The sequence below is a fragment of the Janthinobacterium aquaticum genome, from assembly GCF_009208565.1.
In the GTDB taxonomy this organism is placed as follows: domain Bacteria; phylum Pseudomonadota; class Gammaproteobacteria; order Burkholderiales; family Burkholderiaceae_D; genus Janthinobacterium.
In genome coordinates this window covers 180,367-195,025 of the sequence record NZ_WFLK01000011.1, presented here as the reverse complement: position 1 = coordinate 195,025, position 14,659 = coordinate 180,367, and the positions used below count along the sequence as shown (strand labels likewise).

General features: G+C 62.2%; 11 protein-coding genes. 6 read left to right on the top strand and 5 right to left on the bottom strand.

Translation table 11 applies throughout. From position 1 onward, the window contains the following. Positions 1-17: 17 nt before the first annotated feature. From GCM43_RS17830 to GCM43_RS17810, 5 genes are all read left to right on the top strand, one after another. Complete coding sequence (locus GCM43_RS17830; RefSeq protein ID WP_152246707.1) at positions 18-1,694, top strand: FAD-dependent oxidoreductase; 1,677 nt, start codon at positions 18-20, stop codon at positions 1,692-1,694. 104 nt (positions 1,695-1,798) lie between these two features. After that, complete coding sequence (locus GCM43_RS17825) at positions 1,799-1,981, top strand: hypothetical protein (protein ID WP_413770961.1); 183 nt, start codon at positions 1,799-1,801, stop codon at positions 1,979-1,981. After that, positions 1,978-3,294: a homogentisate 1,2-dioxygenase gene (gene hmgA, locus GCM43_RS17820; protein ID WP_152246703.1), complete on the top strand. Its 1,317-nt coding sequence runs from the start codon at positions 1,978-1,980 to the stop codon at positions 3,292-3,294. Before GCM43_RS17825 ends, hmgA begins: the two co-directional genes overlap by 4 nt. Before the next feature lie 67 nt (positions 3,295-3,361). Then, a complete protein-coding gene (locus GCM43_RS17815) occupies positions 3,362-6,052 on the top strand; it encodes a polysaccharide deacetylase family protein (RefSeq protein WP_152246701.1) in 2,691 nt (896 codons plus the stop codon). A 2-nt stretch (positions 6,053-6,054) separates the two neighbouring features. Continuing rightward, entirely contained in the window at positions 6,055-6,417 is a 363-nt protein-coding gene (locus GCM43_RS17810; RefSeq protein WP_152246699.1) for an immunity 22 family protein, read from the top strand. Between the two features lie 8 nt (positions 6,418-6,425). Here the strand turns inward: GCM43_RS17810 and GCM43_RS17805 are convergent, their stop codons facing one another. The 3 genes from GCM43_RS17805 to GCM43_RS17795 all read right to left on the bottom strand — a co-directional run bounded on the left by GCM43_RS17805 (position 6,426) and on the right by GCM43_RS17795 (position 8,630). Next, positions 6,426-6,842 (bottom strand): hypothetical protein, encoded by a 417-nt coding sequence (locus tag GCM43_RS17805; RefSeq protein ID WP_152246697.1) that lies wholly within the window; start codon positions 6,840-6,842, stop codon positions 6,426-6,428. After that, the gene (locus GCM43_RS17800; RefSeq protein ID WP_152246695.1) at positions 6,821-7,237 is read right to left on the bottom strand and encodes a HEPN domain-containing protein; all 417 of its coding nucleotides are present in this window, start codon (positions 7,235-7,237) and stop codon (positions 6,821-6,823) included. The genes GCM43_RS17805 and GCM43_RS17800 overlap by 22 nt, the downstream gene beginning before the upstream one ends. A 202-nt stretch (positions 7,238-7,439) precedes the next feature. Beyond that, positions 7,440-8,630 (bottom strand): response regulator, encoded by a 1,191-nt coding sequence (locus tag GCM43_RS17795; RefSeq protein WP_193315661.1) that lies wholly within the window; start codon positions 8,628-8,630, stop codon positions 7,440-7,442. Positions 8,631-8,771: 141 nt separating this feature from the next. Between GCM43_RS17795 and GCM43_RS17790 the strand changes: the two genes are divergently transcribed. Then, a complete protein-coding gene (locus GCM43_RS17790) occupies positions 8,772-10,841 on the top strand; it encodes a TonB-dependent receptor (protein ID WP_152246691.1) in 2,070 nt (689 codons plus the stop codon). Here the strand turns inward: GCM43_RS17790 and GCM43_RS17785 are convergent. Beyond that, entirely contained in the window at positions 10,838-12,079 is a 1,242-nt protein-coding gene (locus GCM43_RS17785; RefSeq protein WP_152246689.1) for a PepSY-associated TM helix domain-containing protein, read from the bottom strand. The genes GCM43_RS17790 and GCM43_RS17785 overlap by 4 nt on opposite strands. Further along, positions 12,079-14,535, bottom strand: coding sequence for a TonB-dependent siderophore receptor (locus GCM43_RS17780; protein ID WP_152246687.1), 2,457 nt, complete (start codon positions 14,533-14,535; stop codon positions 12,079-12,081). Before GCM43_RS17780 ends, GCM43_RS17785 begins: the two co-directional genes overlap by 1 nt. Positions 14,536-14,659 lie beyond the last annotated feature (124 nt).

The window sequence follows — 14,659 nt, the reverse complement described above, 5'->3', positions numbered from 1 at the left end:
CTTTGATTGGAATAAACATGATGCCTGATTTTGTTTCTTATCCCCATGTGCCGAAAGTCTATCCTGCCGGCCAGCCTGGCGCCGCTGGCGTGGAGCACGCCGGCGTGGTGATCGTCGGCGGCGGCCCGGTGGGCCTGGCCACCGCCCTGGGCCTGGCGCGCCAGGGCGTGCGCTCGGTGCTGATCGAAGCGGACGATGGCGTTTGCACCGGCAGCCGCGCCATCTGCATTTCGCGGCGCAGCCTGGAAATTATCGAACGCCTGGGCGCGCTTGACGGCTTCCTGGAAAAAGGCCTGCCGTGGGCTGGCGGGCGCAGCTTCTATCGCGACCAGGAAGTGCTGCACTTTCGCATGCCGCAGGACGAGCGCCAGAAGCTGCCGCCGATGGTCAATCTGGCGCAGTACCATATCGAACAATTCCTGCTCGATGCCGCCGAGCAGCATGCCGACCTGATCGATATCCGCTGGCAGACGCGCGTCAGCGAGGTGCAGCTGCATGCCGATGGTGCAACTTTGACGCTGGCCACGCCGCAACAGACCTACCAGATGCATGCCGACTGGCTGGTGGCAGCCGATGGCGGGCGCAGCGTGGTGCGCGAGGCGCTGGGATTGAAACTGCGGGGTACCAGCTACGAAGGGCGCTATGTGATTGTCGATATTCATCTGAAAAGCGACCGTCCGACCGAGCGCCTGGCGTATTTCGACCCGCCGTCGAACCCCGGTTCGACCGTGCTGGTGCACAAGCAGCCCGACGATATCTGGCGCATCGACTATCAGCTGCGCGACGATGAAGACCCGCAGGCGGCAGTGCTGCTGGAAAACGTGGCGCCGCGCGTCGACAGCCTGCTGGCCATGATGGGCGAGACGGCGCCCTGGCATCCGGTCTGGATCACCATCTACAAGGCCAATGCGCTGACGCTGGACGCCTACCGCCATGGCCGCGTGCTGTTTGCCGGTGACGCCGCCCATCTGGTGCCGATCTTTGGCGTGCGCGGCGCCAATTCCGGCATCGATGACGCCGACAACCTGGCCTGGAAGCTGGCCTACGTCGTCAAGGGGCTGGCCGGCGGCAGCCTGCTCGACAGCTACTCGAGCGAGCGCGTGTTTGCCGCCCATGAAAATCTGCGCCACGGCACCAAAAGCACCGAATTCATGGCGCCGCCCACGTTTGCGTTTGATCTGATGCGCACCGCGGTGCTGGGCCTGGCCGGCAAGCACCCCCAGGTGCGTTCGCTGATCAACCCGCGTCAGACCAGCGCGATTGCCTACATTGATTCGCCGCTGAACGCCCAGGATAGCGGCTTTGCCGCCGGGCCGCCACCGGGCATGGTACTGCCCGAATGTCCGCTGACGCTGGTCGAGCACGCCGTGCAGTGGCCGGGCCACCTGACCGACCTAGTGCGCCTGGCCGCAGGGCGCTTTTCCGTACTGGTGTTTAACGAGGATGGCCAGGTGCCGGCCCAATTGCTGGCGCTGGACGCGCAGTGGCCAGTGCGCACCATCGCCGTAGCTGCCCGCGTGGCCGACCCCGACGGCAAGCTGTGCGCCTGGGATCAGGGCGGCGAAGTAAGCTTGCTGCTCGACGCGCAGCCAGGCACGCTGTACCTGCTGCGCCCCGACGGGCATGTGCTGGGGCGCTGGCGGCAGGGCAAAGCCGGGCAGGTAGCAGCAGCAATCACCGCCTCGCTGACGTAGGTCGGGTAGGTCGGGTAGGTCGGATTAGCGCAGCGTAATCCGACAACTACGATCAGACCCCAGTCCTCGTCCCCTGGCTTAAAACAGCAAAAAGGAACCACATCATGACCGATATCGAACTCGATAATCTCTACACCGATCTGTGCCACACCATGGGCAGCGTCGGCGAACAGCGCGCGCCGCTGCTGCTGGCGCGCTTTGCGCTCTTGGCCATGGGCGCCATCGGCAATGCCGACACGGTGCAAACGCTGCTGCGCGACGCGGCCGATGGCCTGGAGCGCTCATGAACCCCTTGAGCAGCTTGACTTCACGCGGATACCAAAGCGGCTTCGGCAATGAATTTGCCACCGAAGCCATCCCAGGCGCCTTGCCACAAGGCCAGAATTCACCGCAGCGCGCGCCGCTGGGTTTGTACGCCGAACAGCTGTCGGGCACTGCTTTTACCGCGCCGCGCGCGCAAAACCGGCGCTCGTGGCTGTACCGTATCCGTCCCGCCAGCCAGCATCCACCGTTCGTGCGGCTGGACAATTCGCGCATTATCAGCGACTTTCACGCCATGCCGCCCACGCCGCCCAATCAGCTGCGCTGGGATCCGATACCGCTGCCGGCAGAGAACCAGGTGGTGGACCTGATCGACGGTTTGATCACTATGGGCGGCAACGGCAGCGCCGAGAGCATGAACGGCTGCGCCATCCATGTGTACAGCACCAATTGCCCGATGCAGCGCTGCTTTTATTCGGCCGACGGTGAATGGCTGGTCGTGCCGCAGCAGGGCCGGCTGCATATCGCCACCGAGCTGGGCGTGATCGAGATCGAACCGCAGGAAATTGCCGTGATCCCGCGCGGCGTGCGCTTTCGCGTCAGCTTGCCGGACGGCGTGGCGCGCGGCTACGTCTGCGAAAACTTCGGCGCCGCGTTTCGCCTGCCCGATATGGGGCCGATCGGCTCGAACGGCCTGGCCAATGCACGCGACTTTCTGACACCTCATGCGGCGTTTGAAGATGTCGATGGCGACTGCGAGCTGGTGGCCAAATTCGGCGGCCATCTGTGGACGACCACGCTCGACCATTCGCCGCTGGACGTCGTCGCCTGGCACGGCAACTATGCGCCGTACAAATACGATTTGCGCCGCTTCAATACCATCGGTTCGATCAGCTACGACCATCCCGATCCGTCGATCTTCCTGGTGTTGCAGGCGCCGAGCGAAAACCCGCTGTTCGGCGCCATCGACTTTGCGATTTTTCCACCGCGCTGGCTGGCCGCTGAAAACACCTTCCGCCCACCTTGGTTCCATCGCAATGTGGCCAGCGAGTTCATGGGCCTGGTGCATGGCGTGTACGACGCCAAGGTGGGCGGCTTCGTGCCCGGTGGCGCCAGCTTGCACAACTGCATGAGCGGCCACGGCCCTGACGCGCAGACGTTTGACAAGGCGTCGCACAGCGATACCGGCACACCGGTCAAGGTGGCCGACACCATGGCATTCATGTTCGAGACGCGCAATATCATCCGGCCAACGCCGTTTGCGCTGCAGACCGAACTGTTGCAGGCCGATTACTTTGAATGCTGGCAGGGGCTGCGCAAGCAGTTTGTAGCCGGGTAGCAATATATCGAACGACAAGCCTGACGGGCGTGCTCTACAATTACGGTTGAATGTATTTTTAGAAAGCATGCTTGTGAGTTCCAAGTCGTTCAAGATTGCCGCCACCGTGGTGGTGGCGCTGGCCGCCGGCGCTGGCGTCTATAGCCTGTCGCGTCCAACGGGCAGCGCGCCCGCAGTGCCGTCTGCGCAGGAGATTGCCGCTGCCCAGGATGCCAAAGAGGCTGCAGCCATTGCCGCCCAGTTGCGCGAGCTGCTGGCCAATTACCGCAAGATTATCGTGCTGCTGGCCGACGAGCAGAGCCAGCCCGAAGGCGCTCGCGAACAGGCACGCAAGGTGGGCCAGGCGCTGTTCCATGAAAACCAGGAACGCATCGCCCGCATCGACGTGATGTTCGACCAATTGATGGTGCCAACCAAGGCCAGCCGCTTCGATACGCTGGACGGTCTGCTCAGCTATATCGAGTCGGACGCCAGCCTGTATGACGCCGACCGCCTGGCGTTTCGCGAGCTGCTGCAAGGCCTGCTGGCCGACGTAGCCAAGGATTCATCCTTGCCTGCGATCAAGCTGCACAAACGCATCTCGGAAGACCTCGACGCCCTGAGCGAGATCGAGCGCAATTACGAGAAGGAAATCCGTCAGATTTTCGGCAACCTGGGCCAGCGCGCCATCGAGCTCAAGCGCGAGCGCTGGGACGACTATGTGGCGCAGCTGAAAAAGCTCTACAACCGCGAGCAGATACTCAAGGACAACGGCGTCGTGCTGCCTTACACCGCGCCGCCGGCCGGTTCCATTCCGGAGCCCAAGCCGGAAGCCGACAAGGAAAACGCAGAAATCTTCGGCCTGGGCCTGCCCAAGAAAACCATCGTGCTCAGCTTTGACGACGGTCCGCACAAGCGCTATACCGAAGAAATCACCGCCATCCTCAAGCAGTATGGCGTGCCGGCCGTGTTTTTTAACGTCGGCCGCAACCTGGGCACGCTCGATGCGGCCGGGCACGCCAAGCTCAACAGCGGCGCGGAAGTAAGCCGCAAGCTGATCAAGGAAGGTTATGCGGTGGGCAACCACAGTTTCAGCCATGCGCAGCTGTCCAAGGAGACCGGCGACAAGCTCAAGGGTGAAATTCTCGGTACCGACACCTTGCTCAAAGCCATTAGTCCTGAACGCGCGCCGCTATTCCGCTTTCCCTATGGCGCGCGCAACAGCGAAGGCATGGCCGCGCTGGCCGACGCCCACCTGACCTCGGTGATGTGGAATATCGACTCACTCGACTGGGCCGACCCGGTGCCCAGTTCGATTACCAACCGCGTACTGGCCTCGGTCGACAAGGCAGGGCGCGGCATTATCCTGTTCCACGATATCCACGAGCGCACCGTCAAGGCCTTGCCGGCGATTCTCGACCGGCTGGTAGCCGAAGGCTATCAGTTTGCCGCCTGGGACGGCACCAGCTTCCAGGGCGCCAGGAAAGCGGCTGTGCCCGAGAAAATGCCGGTTGCCACCGGCTACGCCAATTCCTGGGCGGTGGTGATCGGTATCGACGATTACGCCAAATGGCCCAAGCTGCAATACGCCGTGCGCGACGCGCAAAGCATCCGCGACACGCTGGTAGAAAAGTTCGCCTTTGCACCGGAACGCGTGGTGACGCTGAAAAACAGTGAAGCGACGCGTAACAATATCCTGGCCGCATTTCACGACAAGCTGGCCCACGGCGGCGTGCAGAAGAACGACCGCATCTTCGTGTTCTTTGCCGGCCACGGCGCCACGAGGAAACTGAGTTCGGGGCGCGACCTCGGCTATATCGTACCGGTCGACTCCGACCCGGCGCAGTTTGCCACCGACGCCATTCCGATGACGGAAATCCAGAATATCGCTGAAAGCCTGACCGCCAAGCACGCATTTTTCGTGATGGACGCCTGCTACAGCGGCCTGGGCCTGACGCGTGGCGCCGGTTCCAGTTCCTTCCTGCGCGACAACGCCAAGCGCATCGGCCGCCAGATGCTGACCGCCGGTGGTGGCGACCAACTGGTCGCAGACGGCGGCCCGAACGGCCATTCGGTATTTACCTGGACGCTGCTGCAAGGCCTGGCCGGCAAGGGCGATCTCAATGGCGACGGTCTGATCACCGCCACCGAACTGGCCGCCTACGTGGCGCCAGCGGTCTCAAGCGTATCGAACCAGACGCCAGCCTTTGGCAGCCTGCCAGGCTCGGAAGGTGGCGACTTTGTGTTCGAGCTGCCGGGCGAAACCGAGTTCCTGAGCCCGGACACCACCCAGCTGTCGACCGAAGCGATCGCCATGAACAGCAAGCTCGACGCCAAGCCAGCCGCCGCCAGCGTGACGGTAAAAGACCTGCAGGGCGGGGAGCAGAAGATCGTCACGCCAGGCGCCGTGCCATCGACCACGCGCCAGATGGCCCAGCGCGCCAACGACCGCGGCTTGCAGCACTACAAGGAAAAGCAGTACGACCTGGCCGAAGCGCAATTTACCGAAGCGCTGAAGCTGCGCCCCGACTTCGCACTGGCCGCCAACAACCTTGGTTTTGTGTTCTACAAGCAGGAAAAATACCGCGAAGCGGCGCGCTGGTTTGAAAACACCGTGAAGATGGACCCGTCGCGCGCGATCGCCTACCTGAACCTCGGCGACGCCTACGCCCGCGCCGGCGACACCGCCAAAGCCCGCGCCGCCTACAAGACCTATCTGGAGCTGGCGCCCAACGCCGCCATGGCGCCCAAGGTACGGGCAAAGATGGAAGGGCTGTAACCATGCCGCTGGTGCATGTATTTGCGTCTTGCGGGCGCTACACCAGCGAGCAGGCCTGGCAACACTATCTGATGCCAGGCAGTACCGACGACGGCGAGCTGGTGCCATCGCAGTTTATGCTCGAAACAGGCTTGGCCGATTTCGAGCCGGGCTGTATTGAAAGTGTGACGGTGGAAACGCCGCAGACGCTGGAGGTCTTGCTTGACGGCGTGTCGTATGGCGAAAGCTGGCTGGACGCAGCCCGTACGCAGGTAGCGGGCAGCTTGATTACGACCTGTGTCTGTGTGTTTGCGCCCAATACGCTTGCGCACCCGCAGCGCTGTTCGCTTAATTATCTGGGTGCTTACAAGTACTTCGTTGTGTAATTTATATTTTATTCCCGGGTACTTGATCGATAGATGTATGCATCTTCGATGAAGTGTCCATTGATAGTATTTCGTGAAAACCTGACGCTTCCCACTTCGCCGGGCGGAGTTCTAACCGCAATGCCTATCAGCACAACAACTGGATTAGTCATGTTCGTGACACCAATATCGTTCAAAGAAAGAATGTGTTCACTTTTCGCTGCAGCTTTGTTTGCCTCGACAATGCGTTTATAAAATTCGCGAGGCCCCTCCAAGTCTACTTTTTTGGATGCGATCACAAATTTCCAGGCTTTTACATCCGCAAGATAAAACCAAAATGCACTCCTTACATCAGCGCGGCCAGTATCGAGCCGACGCAGCAGCGCTGCGCCCGCTTTTTCCATAACTTCAGTGAACTCGCCGGTCACCAGTACGCTTTTAACCATTGTAAAATTCCTGAAGGTTCGTCTGTGATAGCTGCATAAAGGTCGCTTGCCTTTGTCTTCTCAATTGCAGTTTCGTACCGGTAATGCTCCGACCAGTCCTTCACCACAGCCCAGTTTAATTTGAATTCTTCATCGGCGTCCTCGCGTTCCTTTAGTCTTTGCTTGAGACCTGCAACACCTACCAAGTCAGTTAAATCATGGGTAAAGCACCTTACTGCAAATGCCTTGTCGGGGAAGTCGTATTGCTTGGTTTCTTTCGCAATGACTGCTTTGAGCGCACATTCCACGGCATACCCAACCAAATAATAAGCGCCCTGATACAGCCCCTGATCGAGCAGGGTTTTTCCTTCGGTGACCCGTACGGACACAAGTTGTTCAAATTCGCGCTTATTCATAATTGACGTCAGAGGGCGTTGTCAGGAGTTACAAGATTTGGTGGCGCGGAATTACCAAAGATTGTGCTTCGGCTGCTAGTATCATACAGGGTGAGGCATCATTCTTGCCAGGAAAAGTCCGACGAATAGCCCCCGCATGTAAAGTCGAGTTCAATATGAAGTCAATTAACAAAGTGGATCAGCCCGGCTGTGCATGTGTAAATTATTCGTGAAATTGTCCCCGCACCAGTTTACTGACATTGGCCAGCAAACTGATACCCGAGGTAGTAATAAAGTTCGCACCTGCCGCTTCAGCCTGCTGGCCGTAAGTCACGGCTGTATCCTTGCTGCAATAGACGATAATCGGCATGGAAGGGGTCAGTTGGCGCACTTCGCGCACGGTTTGCACGCCGGCGTCGGGCCGGCGCTGGCCGCCTTCGAGGCGGGCCATGTCGGTAATTAATAGCGCATACGGCTTTTTCGACAGCAGGCTCAATGCCTGCACTGTCGATTGCGCCAGGTCCACGCGGATATTCTGTCGCACCAGTTGCTCGACGAGCAGGGTATTGTTGCGCGGGTGGTCGTCCAGCCACAGCACGTCGATGGGGCTTTGCCTTGATGGTTGGTCTGCCAGCGACGCAATGGCGGCGCTGCCAGCGGTGTTAGCACCGTCATTGCCCTCTGCCAGCAGGATCTGCGTGACCGCTTCCTGCATGTCCTCCAGCGACTTTTGCTGCAGGCGGCTCAGTTCCGATACCTCGATTTCCTTGCCGCTGTCGAGCAGCACCGATTCGTTTTTGACCAGGTTGTCGGCGCGCTTGATGATAATCGACAGGTAGATGCGCGTGAGCAGATAGCCGGTCAGGAAACCATGCACCGAGAAAAACAGCATGATGGCGCCGACAATGGCCCTGGCGGTATCGGTGTCGATGGCCAGGCTGGGGGCGATAAAGCTGGTCATGCTGCGCGCGGCTGCCGGCAGGCTTTTCAGTTCGATCAGGCCGACGCCGACAATAATCTTGGTCAGCCAGTCTGATACTTCGACCAGGTTGGAATTGATTTCCATGGGAGCGGGCGTGCCGGACAATAGCGACTTGTCGCCCGTCGCAGCAATACTGGCGCCGTCTGGCTGCACTGCGCCAGTGGTGGTGGCAGTGGCATCGGAGGGCAGGCTGCGCGGAATGCCGAACAGAAAACCCAGCAGCATGCCGCTGACGCCAAAGCCCAGGCTCCATAGCAGCGCCGGCACAGCCTGGTATCTGGGTGGCAGCAGCGCGCCGCTGGCAACGGCGACCAGGCCGGCCAGCAGGATGCTCAGCAAAATGGCCGGCAGCACATCGCGCTGGTTGACCGGGCCGGGCAGGCGTTTGGTCAACCTGGTGCGGAAGCTGTCGGTACCAGTTTGCGTGGCCATGGTTTCCTCGCTTGAAAAAAATCCAACTATTTGCATCCAGACAGCATTTTTTTGCGTATAAGCATGGATAGAACGTGTGTTTGCATGACCAGGCTATGTGGATGTGGCTGGTGTGCCTTCATCATAAAAACAGGAGAGACCATGCACTTGAGAAAACGCAAACTGGCGGCCGCTTGTGCGCTGGTGTCGATGGCCGGGCCGGTGATGGCGCAAGCCGAAGCGCCACTTGCCGAGTTGGACGATGAACGCACGGTGCGCGTCAGCGGGCATTACGACAATGCGGTGGGCACCTCGGATGCGGCCAGCCAGGGCGTCATTACCAGCGAGCTGATTGTCAACCGGCCCGCCTTGCGCACGGCCGAGCTGCTGGAATTCGTGCCAGGCTTGATAGTCACCCAGCATAGCGGCGACGGCAAGGCCAACCAGTACTTTCTGCGTGGCTTCAATCTCGATCATGGCACCGACTTTGCCACCTATGTCGACGGCATGCCGGTCAATATGCGCACGCATGCGCATGGCCAGGGCTATACCGACCTCAATTTCCTGATCCCCGAGCTGGTGCAGCGCATCGATTACAAGAAGGGACCGTATTTTGCGTCCGAAGGCGACTTTGCCTCGGCCGGCAGCGCCCGCATCCGCCTGGGCGACAAGCTGGCGCAGGGCCAGGCCAGCGTGTCGCTGGGCCAGCATGGCTACTTGCGCGGCGTGGTGGCCGATTCTTTTGACGCCATGCAGGGCACGCTGCTGTACGGGCTGGAGATCAACCGCAACAACGGCCCATGGGACAGTCCCGAGCGCGTGCGCAAGTACAGCGCCGTGCTGCGCTATAGCCAGGGCAGCGCCGACAATGGCTACAGCATCACGGGCATGGCCTACAAAAACAGCTGGAACGCAACCGACCAGGTGCCGCTGCGGGCCGTGCAGTCGGGCCTGATCGGCCGCTATGGCGCTTTAGATGCCAGCGACGGCGGCGACAGCGCGCGCTACAGCCTGTCTTATGCCTTGCGCCAGCGCCACGACAACCGGCTGTTCGAGTTCGATGCCTATCTGATCCGCTCCTCGCTCGATCTGGCCAGTAATTTCACCTATTTCCTGGCCGACCCCGACCTTGGCGACCAGTTCCAGCAAAGCGAACGGCGCACCGTGGCCGGTCTCAATGCCAGCGAAAGCTGGCAGACCGAACTGGCCGGTATGGCGATGCGCAACAAGCTGGGCGTGCAGGCGCGCTTCGACCGCCTGGCGCCGGTGGGCCTGTACAACACCGTCGAACGCGTGCACCAGAGCACGGTGCGCGAAGACCGCGTGCGCGAGAGCAGCATGGGGCTGTATGGCGAAAGCACGCTGCAATGGCAGCCGTGGCTGCGCTCGGTGGCTGGCCTGCGTTACGACGCCTACCGTTTCAATGTTGCAAGCAGTATCGACGGCAACAGCGGCAAGGCCGATGACCACATTTTCTCGCCCAAGCTGTCGCTGATCTTCGGCCCCTGGAGCAAGACCGAGCTGTTTGCCAACTACGGCAAGGGTTTTCACAGCAATGATGCGCGTGGCACCACACAAACGCGGCTGCCCGACGGCGGCGAGTCGGTGCCGGTGACACCACTGGTGGGCACGCGCGGCATGGAGCTGGGCGCGCGTACCGAATGGCTGCCCGGCCTGCAAAGTTCGCTTGCGCTGTGGCGCCTCGATGTCGATTCCGAACTGCTGTTCGTGGGTGACGCGGGCGAGACCGAACCGAGCCGCGCCAGCCGGCGCCATGGCCTCGAATGGAACAACCACTATATCGCCACGCCGTGGCTGCTGTTCGACCTCGACCTGGCAGCGTCGCGCTCGCGCTATACGGAGAATGATCCGGCCGGCAACTTTATTCCCGGCGCCATCGACAAGGTGGCCTCGTTTGGCGTGACCGTGACCGACCAGGGGCCGTGGTCGGGCGCTTTCCAGCTGCGCTATTTCGGGCCGCGTCCATTGACTGAAGACAATAGCGTGCGCTCGTCCTCGACCACGCTGGCGTATGCGCGGCTGGCTTACCAGTTCAACCGCAAGACGCGCCTGTCATTCGATATCTTCAACCTGTTTGACAAGCGCGCCAGCGATATTGACTATTTCTACGCTTCGCGTTTGCCTGGCGAAGCGCCTGGTGGAGTGGAAGACCGGCATTTTCATCCTGTGGAGCCGCGTTCGGTGCGCTTGACCTTGATGCATGCGTTTTAGGGCTGGCCGGGTTTGAACGGCCTTGCCCGTGCTTTGGCCTGACGCTGCCCCTGCCGCTTGCGCCGCCATATCAACACACCTGTCACGCTGAGCATGCCGACGGCCAGCCCGATCGCGCAGACCAGCAGCTTGTATGGCCAGCCCCACATCGAGGCCATGTGCAGGGCGCTGATCCAGCTGCGGATGGTGTCGCCTGAGGCCTTGCCGGTAGGTAGCCAGCTGGTAATCGGCTGGCCATTGCCGGCGTCCACGAACAGCGTGGTCAGGCCCTTGTGTTCGCGCACGTCGCGGCTGCTGCGCACGCTGTAGCGGTAGACGCCCAGCGATGCTTCGTAGGCCAGCGCGTTTTCTTCGAGAATCTGGAAGTGTTCGCGCTGCGCCAGTGCCGCCATCTGCGTGCGCGCATGGTGCAGCGCGTCCGGCCAGTCCAGGTGCGGCAAGGGCGTGGGCTGGCGCTGCAGGACTTTTTCTTCGCTCAGTTGATGCGCAAACATTGGCTGCATCACGGCCGCATAGACGTTGTACAGGTTGAAGGCGACGCCGCTCCAGGCAAAAACCAGCAACATGCCCCATAGCCACAGGCCGCCGGCACGGTGTAGGTCGTACACCAGCTTGTAGCTGCCGCCGTGGCGGCGCACCAGCCAGGAAGGGCGCCAGCGCAGCAGCCAAGGTTTGCGAGGTGTGGCACGTGGTGTGCCGGCGGACCTGGGCCGCTTCGGCGTCGCCGGGAAAGTCAGCGCTGCACCCACAAAGCAGTCGATGGTCCAGATGATGGCCACCACGCCAAACACCAGCAGGCCGGGTTCGCCGAGCGCGAACGCCTCGTGAAGGCGCTCGACAAAGGGCAGCCAGTTCAGGCGGCCCTGGCGCAGTTCGCCCCACAGGCGCTGGCCCAGCACCTTGCCGGTGTAGGGATCGACAAACACCTCGTTATTGGCCAGCGGCGTGCTGCCGGACTGGCGCAGGTAGAACACCATGCTGTGCCCGGCCGGTGCGCTGAGCGGCGCATAGACCACCTGCGCCTGCGGATACAGGCTGGCAATGCGCTCGCGCAGCAGCAGCGGGTCTTGCAGCGGCGCGCCGGGCGCCGGCGGCGTGACCAGGAACACCTGTGGCGCCAGCCAGCTTTCCAGCTCGTCGCTCCAGGCCAGCACGCTGCCGGTGAGGCCAATAACGAGCAAAAAGCCCGCCATCAGCAGCCCGGCATAGCGGTGCAGTGCCGCCAGGACTGCGCGCATCAGAAGCGGTACATGGCGCTGAGATTGGCCGTGCGTTCGGCGCTGCGGTAGCACAGGCCCGGCAGGTAGCCGCAGTCATACAGGGTCTGCTTGTTGAGCACGTTGTTGACGTTGAGCGTGAAGTTCCATGGGCCACGGCTTAAACCGAGCGCCGCATCCCACTGCGTCAGGCCGCCGTTGCGGATATTGAGGTTCTCGCCATCCGAGTTCGAGCGCATATTGCCCAGGAAACGCATGCCAAGCGCCGCATAGGCCGGGGTCGCTTCGGCCAGCGTGAACGACTGGCGCGCCCACGCCGAGGCGCTATGGCGCGGTGCACCGGCCTGCTGCAGGCCCTGGTCGCCATTGTTGCTGCGGTTGATATTGGTGTCCAGATAGGTGTACTGGGCAATCAATGCCAGCCGGCTGGCCAGGTCCAGACGCGCCTCGAGCTCCACGCCGCGCGACTTGGCCTGGCCCGTTTGCAGCAGGAAGCCGGGGTTGCCGATGGCAGAAGTGGACACGTTGTTGCGCACCAGGTCGAACACGGCTGCCGTATAGCTGGCGCGCTGGCCGACCGGCTCGTAGCGCACGCCCGCTTCGACCTGCTTGCCGCGCGACGGCTTCAAGGCGCCGCCACCGACTGCGGTACCCAGTTCGGGCGAAAACGAGGTGGCGTAGCTCAGATACGGCGCCCAGCCATTGTCAAACAGATAGACCGCGCCAATGCGCCCGGTGGTGGCTGACGGCGACTGGTCGTAGTCGCTGCGCGGCACGCCGGTCAGCAGGTTGACCGTCTGCTGCGACTGGTGCGCCTGGTCGTGACGCAGGCCGGCCGTGACGACCCAGCGCTCCCACTTGAGCTGGTCCTGCGCATACAGTCCCATCTGGCGTGACGGCGCAATTGCGCGGGTTGGTTTGGCCGACGGCGACTTGACCTGGCGCTGGTAGACCGGCTGGTACAGGTCGAGCGGGTCGATAAAACCAACCCGGTAGATATATTCATCGCGGTTGCGGATATTGGCGTAGTCGGCGCCCATCAGCACCAGATGCTGCACGGCGCCGGTGGCAAAGCGCGCCTGCAGCTGGGTGTCGGCAAACAGGCTGCGCGATGCGGTATCGACCGGGCGGAAATAGCGCTCGACGGTGGCGTCATCGTTCAGGCCCAGCGGAAACACATCGGTGCGCTCGTTTTCCAGGCGCGCATAGCGCAGGTTCTGGCGCAGCGTCCAGGTATCGTTGAATCGGTGCTCGAACTCATAGCCCAGGCTGGTATTGCGGCGCTTGAAGCGGTTGTCATAACCCATCAGGTTGACGCGCGGATCGACCTGGCCGCGCGCGCCGGGCGTGAACAGCTGGTTCGGAAACGCATACTGCTGGTTGTCTTCCTCGTGACGCGCCAGCAGGGTCAGGCGCGTGCCGGGGCCGGCCTGCCAGGTCAGCGAGGGTGCCAGGTAGAGGCGGTTGTCGCGGTCGTGCGCCAGGCGCGTATCGGCTTCGCGGCCCAGGCCGACCAGGCGCCAGGTCCAGTTGCCTTCAGCGTCCAGCGCGCCGCCCACATCGGCTTTCACCTGGTGGCGCTGGTAGCTGCCCACTTCGACGCCCACTTCGCGTACCGCGTCCAGGCTCGGGCGCTTGCTGACGGCATTGACCACGCCGCCAGGCGGAATCTGGCCGTACAGTACCGATGCCGGGCCGCGCAGCACTTCAAGCCGCTCCAGCCCGTACGGTTCGATCACGGCGCCAAAGGTGCGTCCCGACACGCGCAGGCCGTCCTGCAGCAGGCCGGCCGTTTCCACCGTAAAGCCGCGCAGCAGCGAAGAATCGTCGCTGCCCAGCGGGCGCTGGTTGGGCGTGACGCCCGCCGTGTAGCGCAGCGTTTCATCAAGCGACTCGGCATTGCGGTCACTGATTTCATCGGCCGTGACAACCGACACCGACTGCGGATTTTCAATCAGCGCGGTATCGGACTTGGTGGCCGAGGTGGCGCGGCGCGCCATATAGCCGCGCAGCGGGCCGGTGGCCGTTTCGCGCTCGGTGCTGGCGCTAATCGTAATGGCCGGCAACGTGGCGTCCACCTGTGCCGGTCTGGCCGCGGCCACCGCTGCCGGTGCTGCGGCCCTGAGTGCATAGCTGCCGTTCGGCTGCGCCACCAGTTGCAGGTTCTGGCCGCGCAACAGCGCCTCGAAGCCCTCACTGACCGTATAGCTGCCGGCCAGTCCGGCGCTGCTCTTGCCCTGCAATAGCGCGCTGTCGACCGACAATTCCACTCCGGCCGCAGTGGCAAAGCTGGTCAGCGCCCGTTCCAGCGAGCCGGCGGCAATTGCGTAGGAGCGCGCGGACTGCGTTTGCGCCTGCGCGGCAGGGGCGATGCTGGCCGTAATAGTCGCGGCGGCGCCGGCCAGGCACAGTACCTGGATGGCGAGGGCGATACGCGACGGACGGGGGGAGCGGGACAAATTGGGCAGAGCAGGCATGGCGGGATTTCCTTGGCGTCAGTTGAAGAACAGCGTGTTCTGCAGGTGTTTCCGAACCAAAAAACCAAACCCTCAATGAATTTTGAAAATAATTGGCTCTGTCAGCGAGAAATAGGGGAACGCG

Excerpts from the sequence above, each read along its gene's own strand:
- GCM43_RS17830 (WP_152246707.1), top strand. The coding sequence starts at position 18 with ATGATGCCTGATTTTGTTTCTTATCCCCATGTGCCGAAAGTCTATCCT.
- GCM43_RS17825 (WP_413770961.1), top strand. The coding sequence starts at position 1,799 with ATGACCGATATCGAACTCGATAATCTCTACACCGATCTGTGCCACACC.
- hmgA (WP_152246703.1), top strand. The coding sequence starts at position 1,978 with ATGAACCCCTTGAGCAGCTTGACTTCACGCGGATACCAAAGCGGCTTC.
- GCM43_RS17815 (WP_152246701.1), top strand. The coding sequence starts at position 3,362 with ATGCTTGTGAGTTCCAAGTCGTTCAAGATTGCCGCCACCGTGGTGGTG.
- GCM43_RS17810 (WP_152246699.1), top strand. The coding sequence starts at position 6,055 with ATGCCGCTGGTGCATGTATTTGCGTCTTGCGGGCGCTACACCAGCGAG.
- GCM43_RS17805 (WP_152246697.1), bottom strand. The coding sequence starts at position 6,842 with ATGGTTAAAAGCGTACTGGTGACCGGCGAGTTCACTGAAGTTATGGAA.
- GCM43_RS17800 (WP_152246695.1), bottom strand. The coding sequence starts at position 7,237 with ATGAATAAGCGCGAATTTGAACAACTTGTGTCCGTACGGGTCACCGAA.
- GCM43_RS17795 (WP_193315661.1), bottom strand. The coding sequence starts at position 8,630 with ATGGCCACGCAAACTGGTACCGACAGCTTCCGCACCAGGTTGACCAAA.
- GCM43_RS17790 (WP_152246691.1), top strand. The coding sequence starts at position 8,772 with ATGCACTTGAGAAAACGCAAACTGGCGGCCGCTTGTGCGCTGGTGTCG.
- GCM43_RS17785 (WP_152246689.1), bottom strand. The coding sequence starts at position 12,079 with ATGCGCGCAGTCCTGGCGGCACTGCACCGCTATGCCGGGCTGCTGATG.
- GCM43_RS17780 (WP_152246687.1), bottom strand. The coding sequence starts at position 14,535 with ATGCCTGCTCTGCCCAATTTGTCCCGCTCCCCCCGTCCGTCGCGTATC.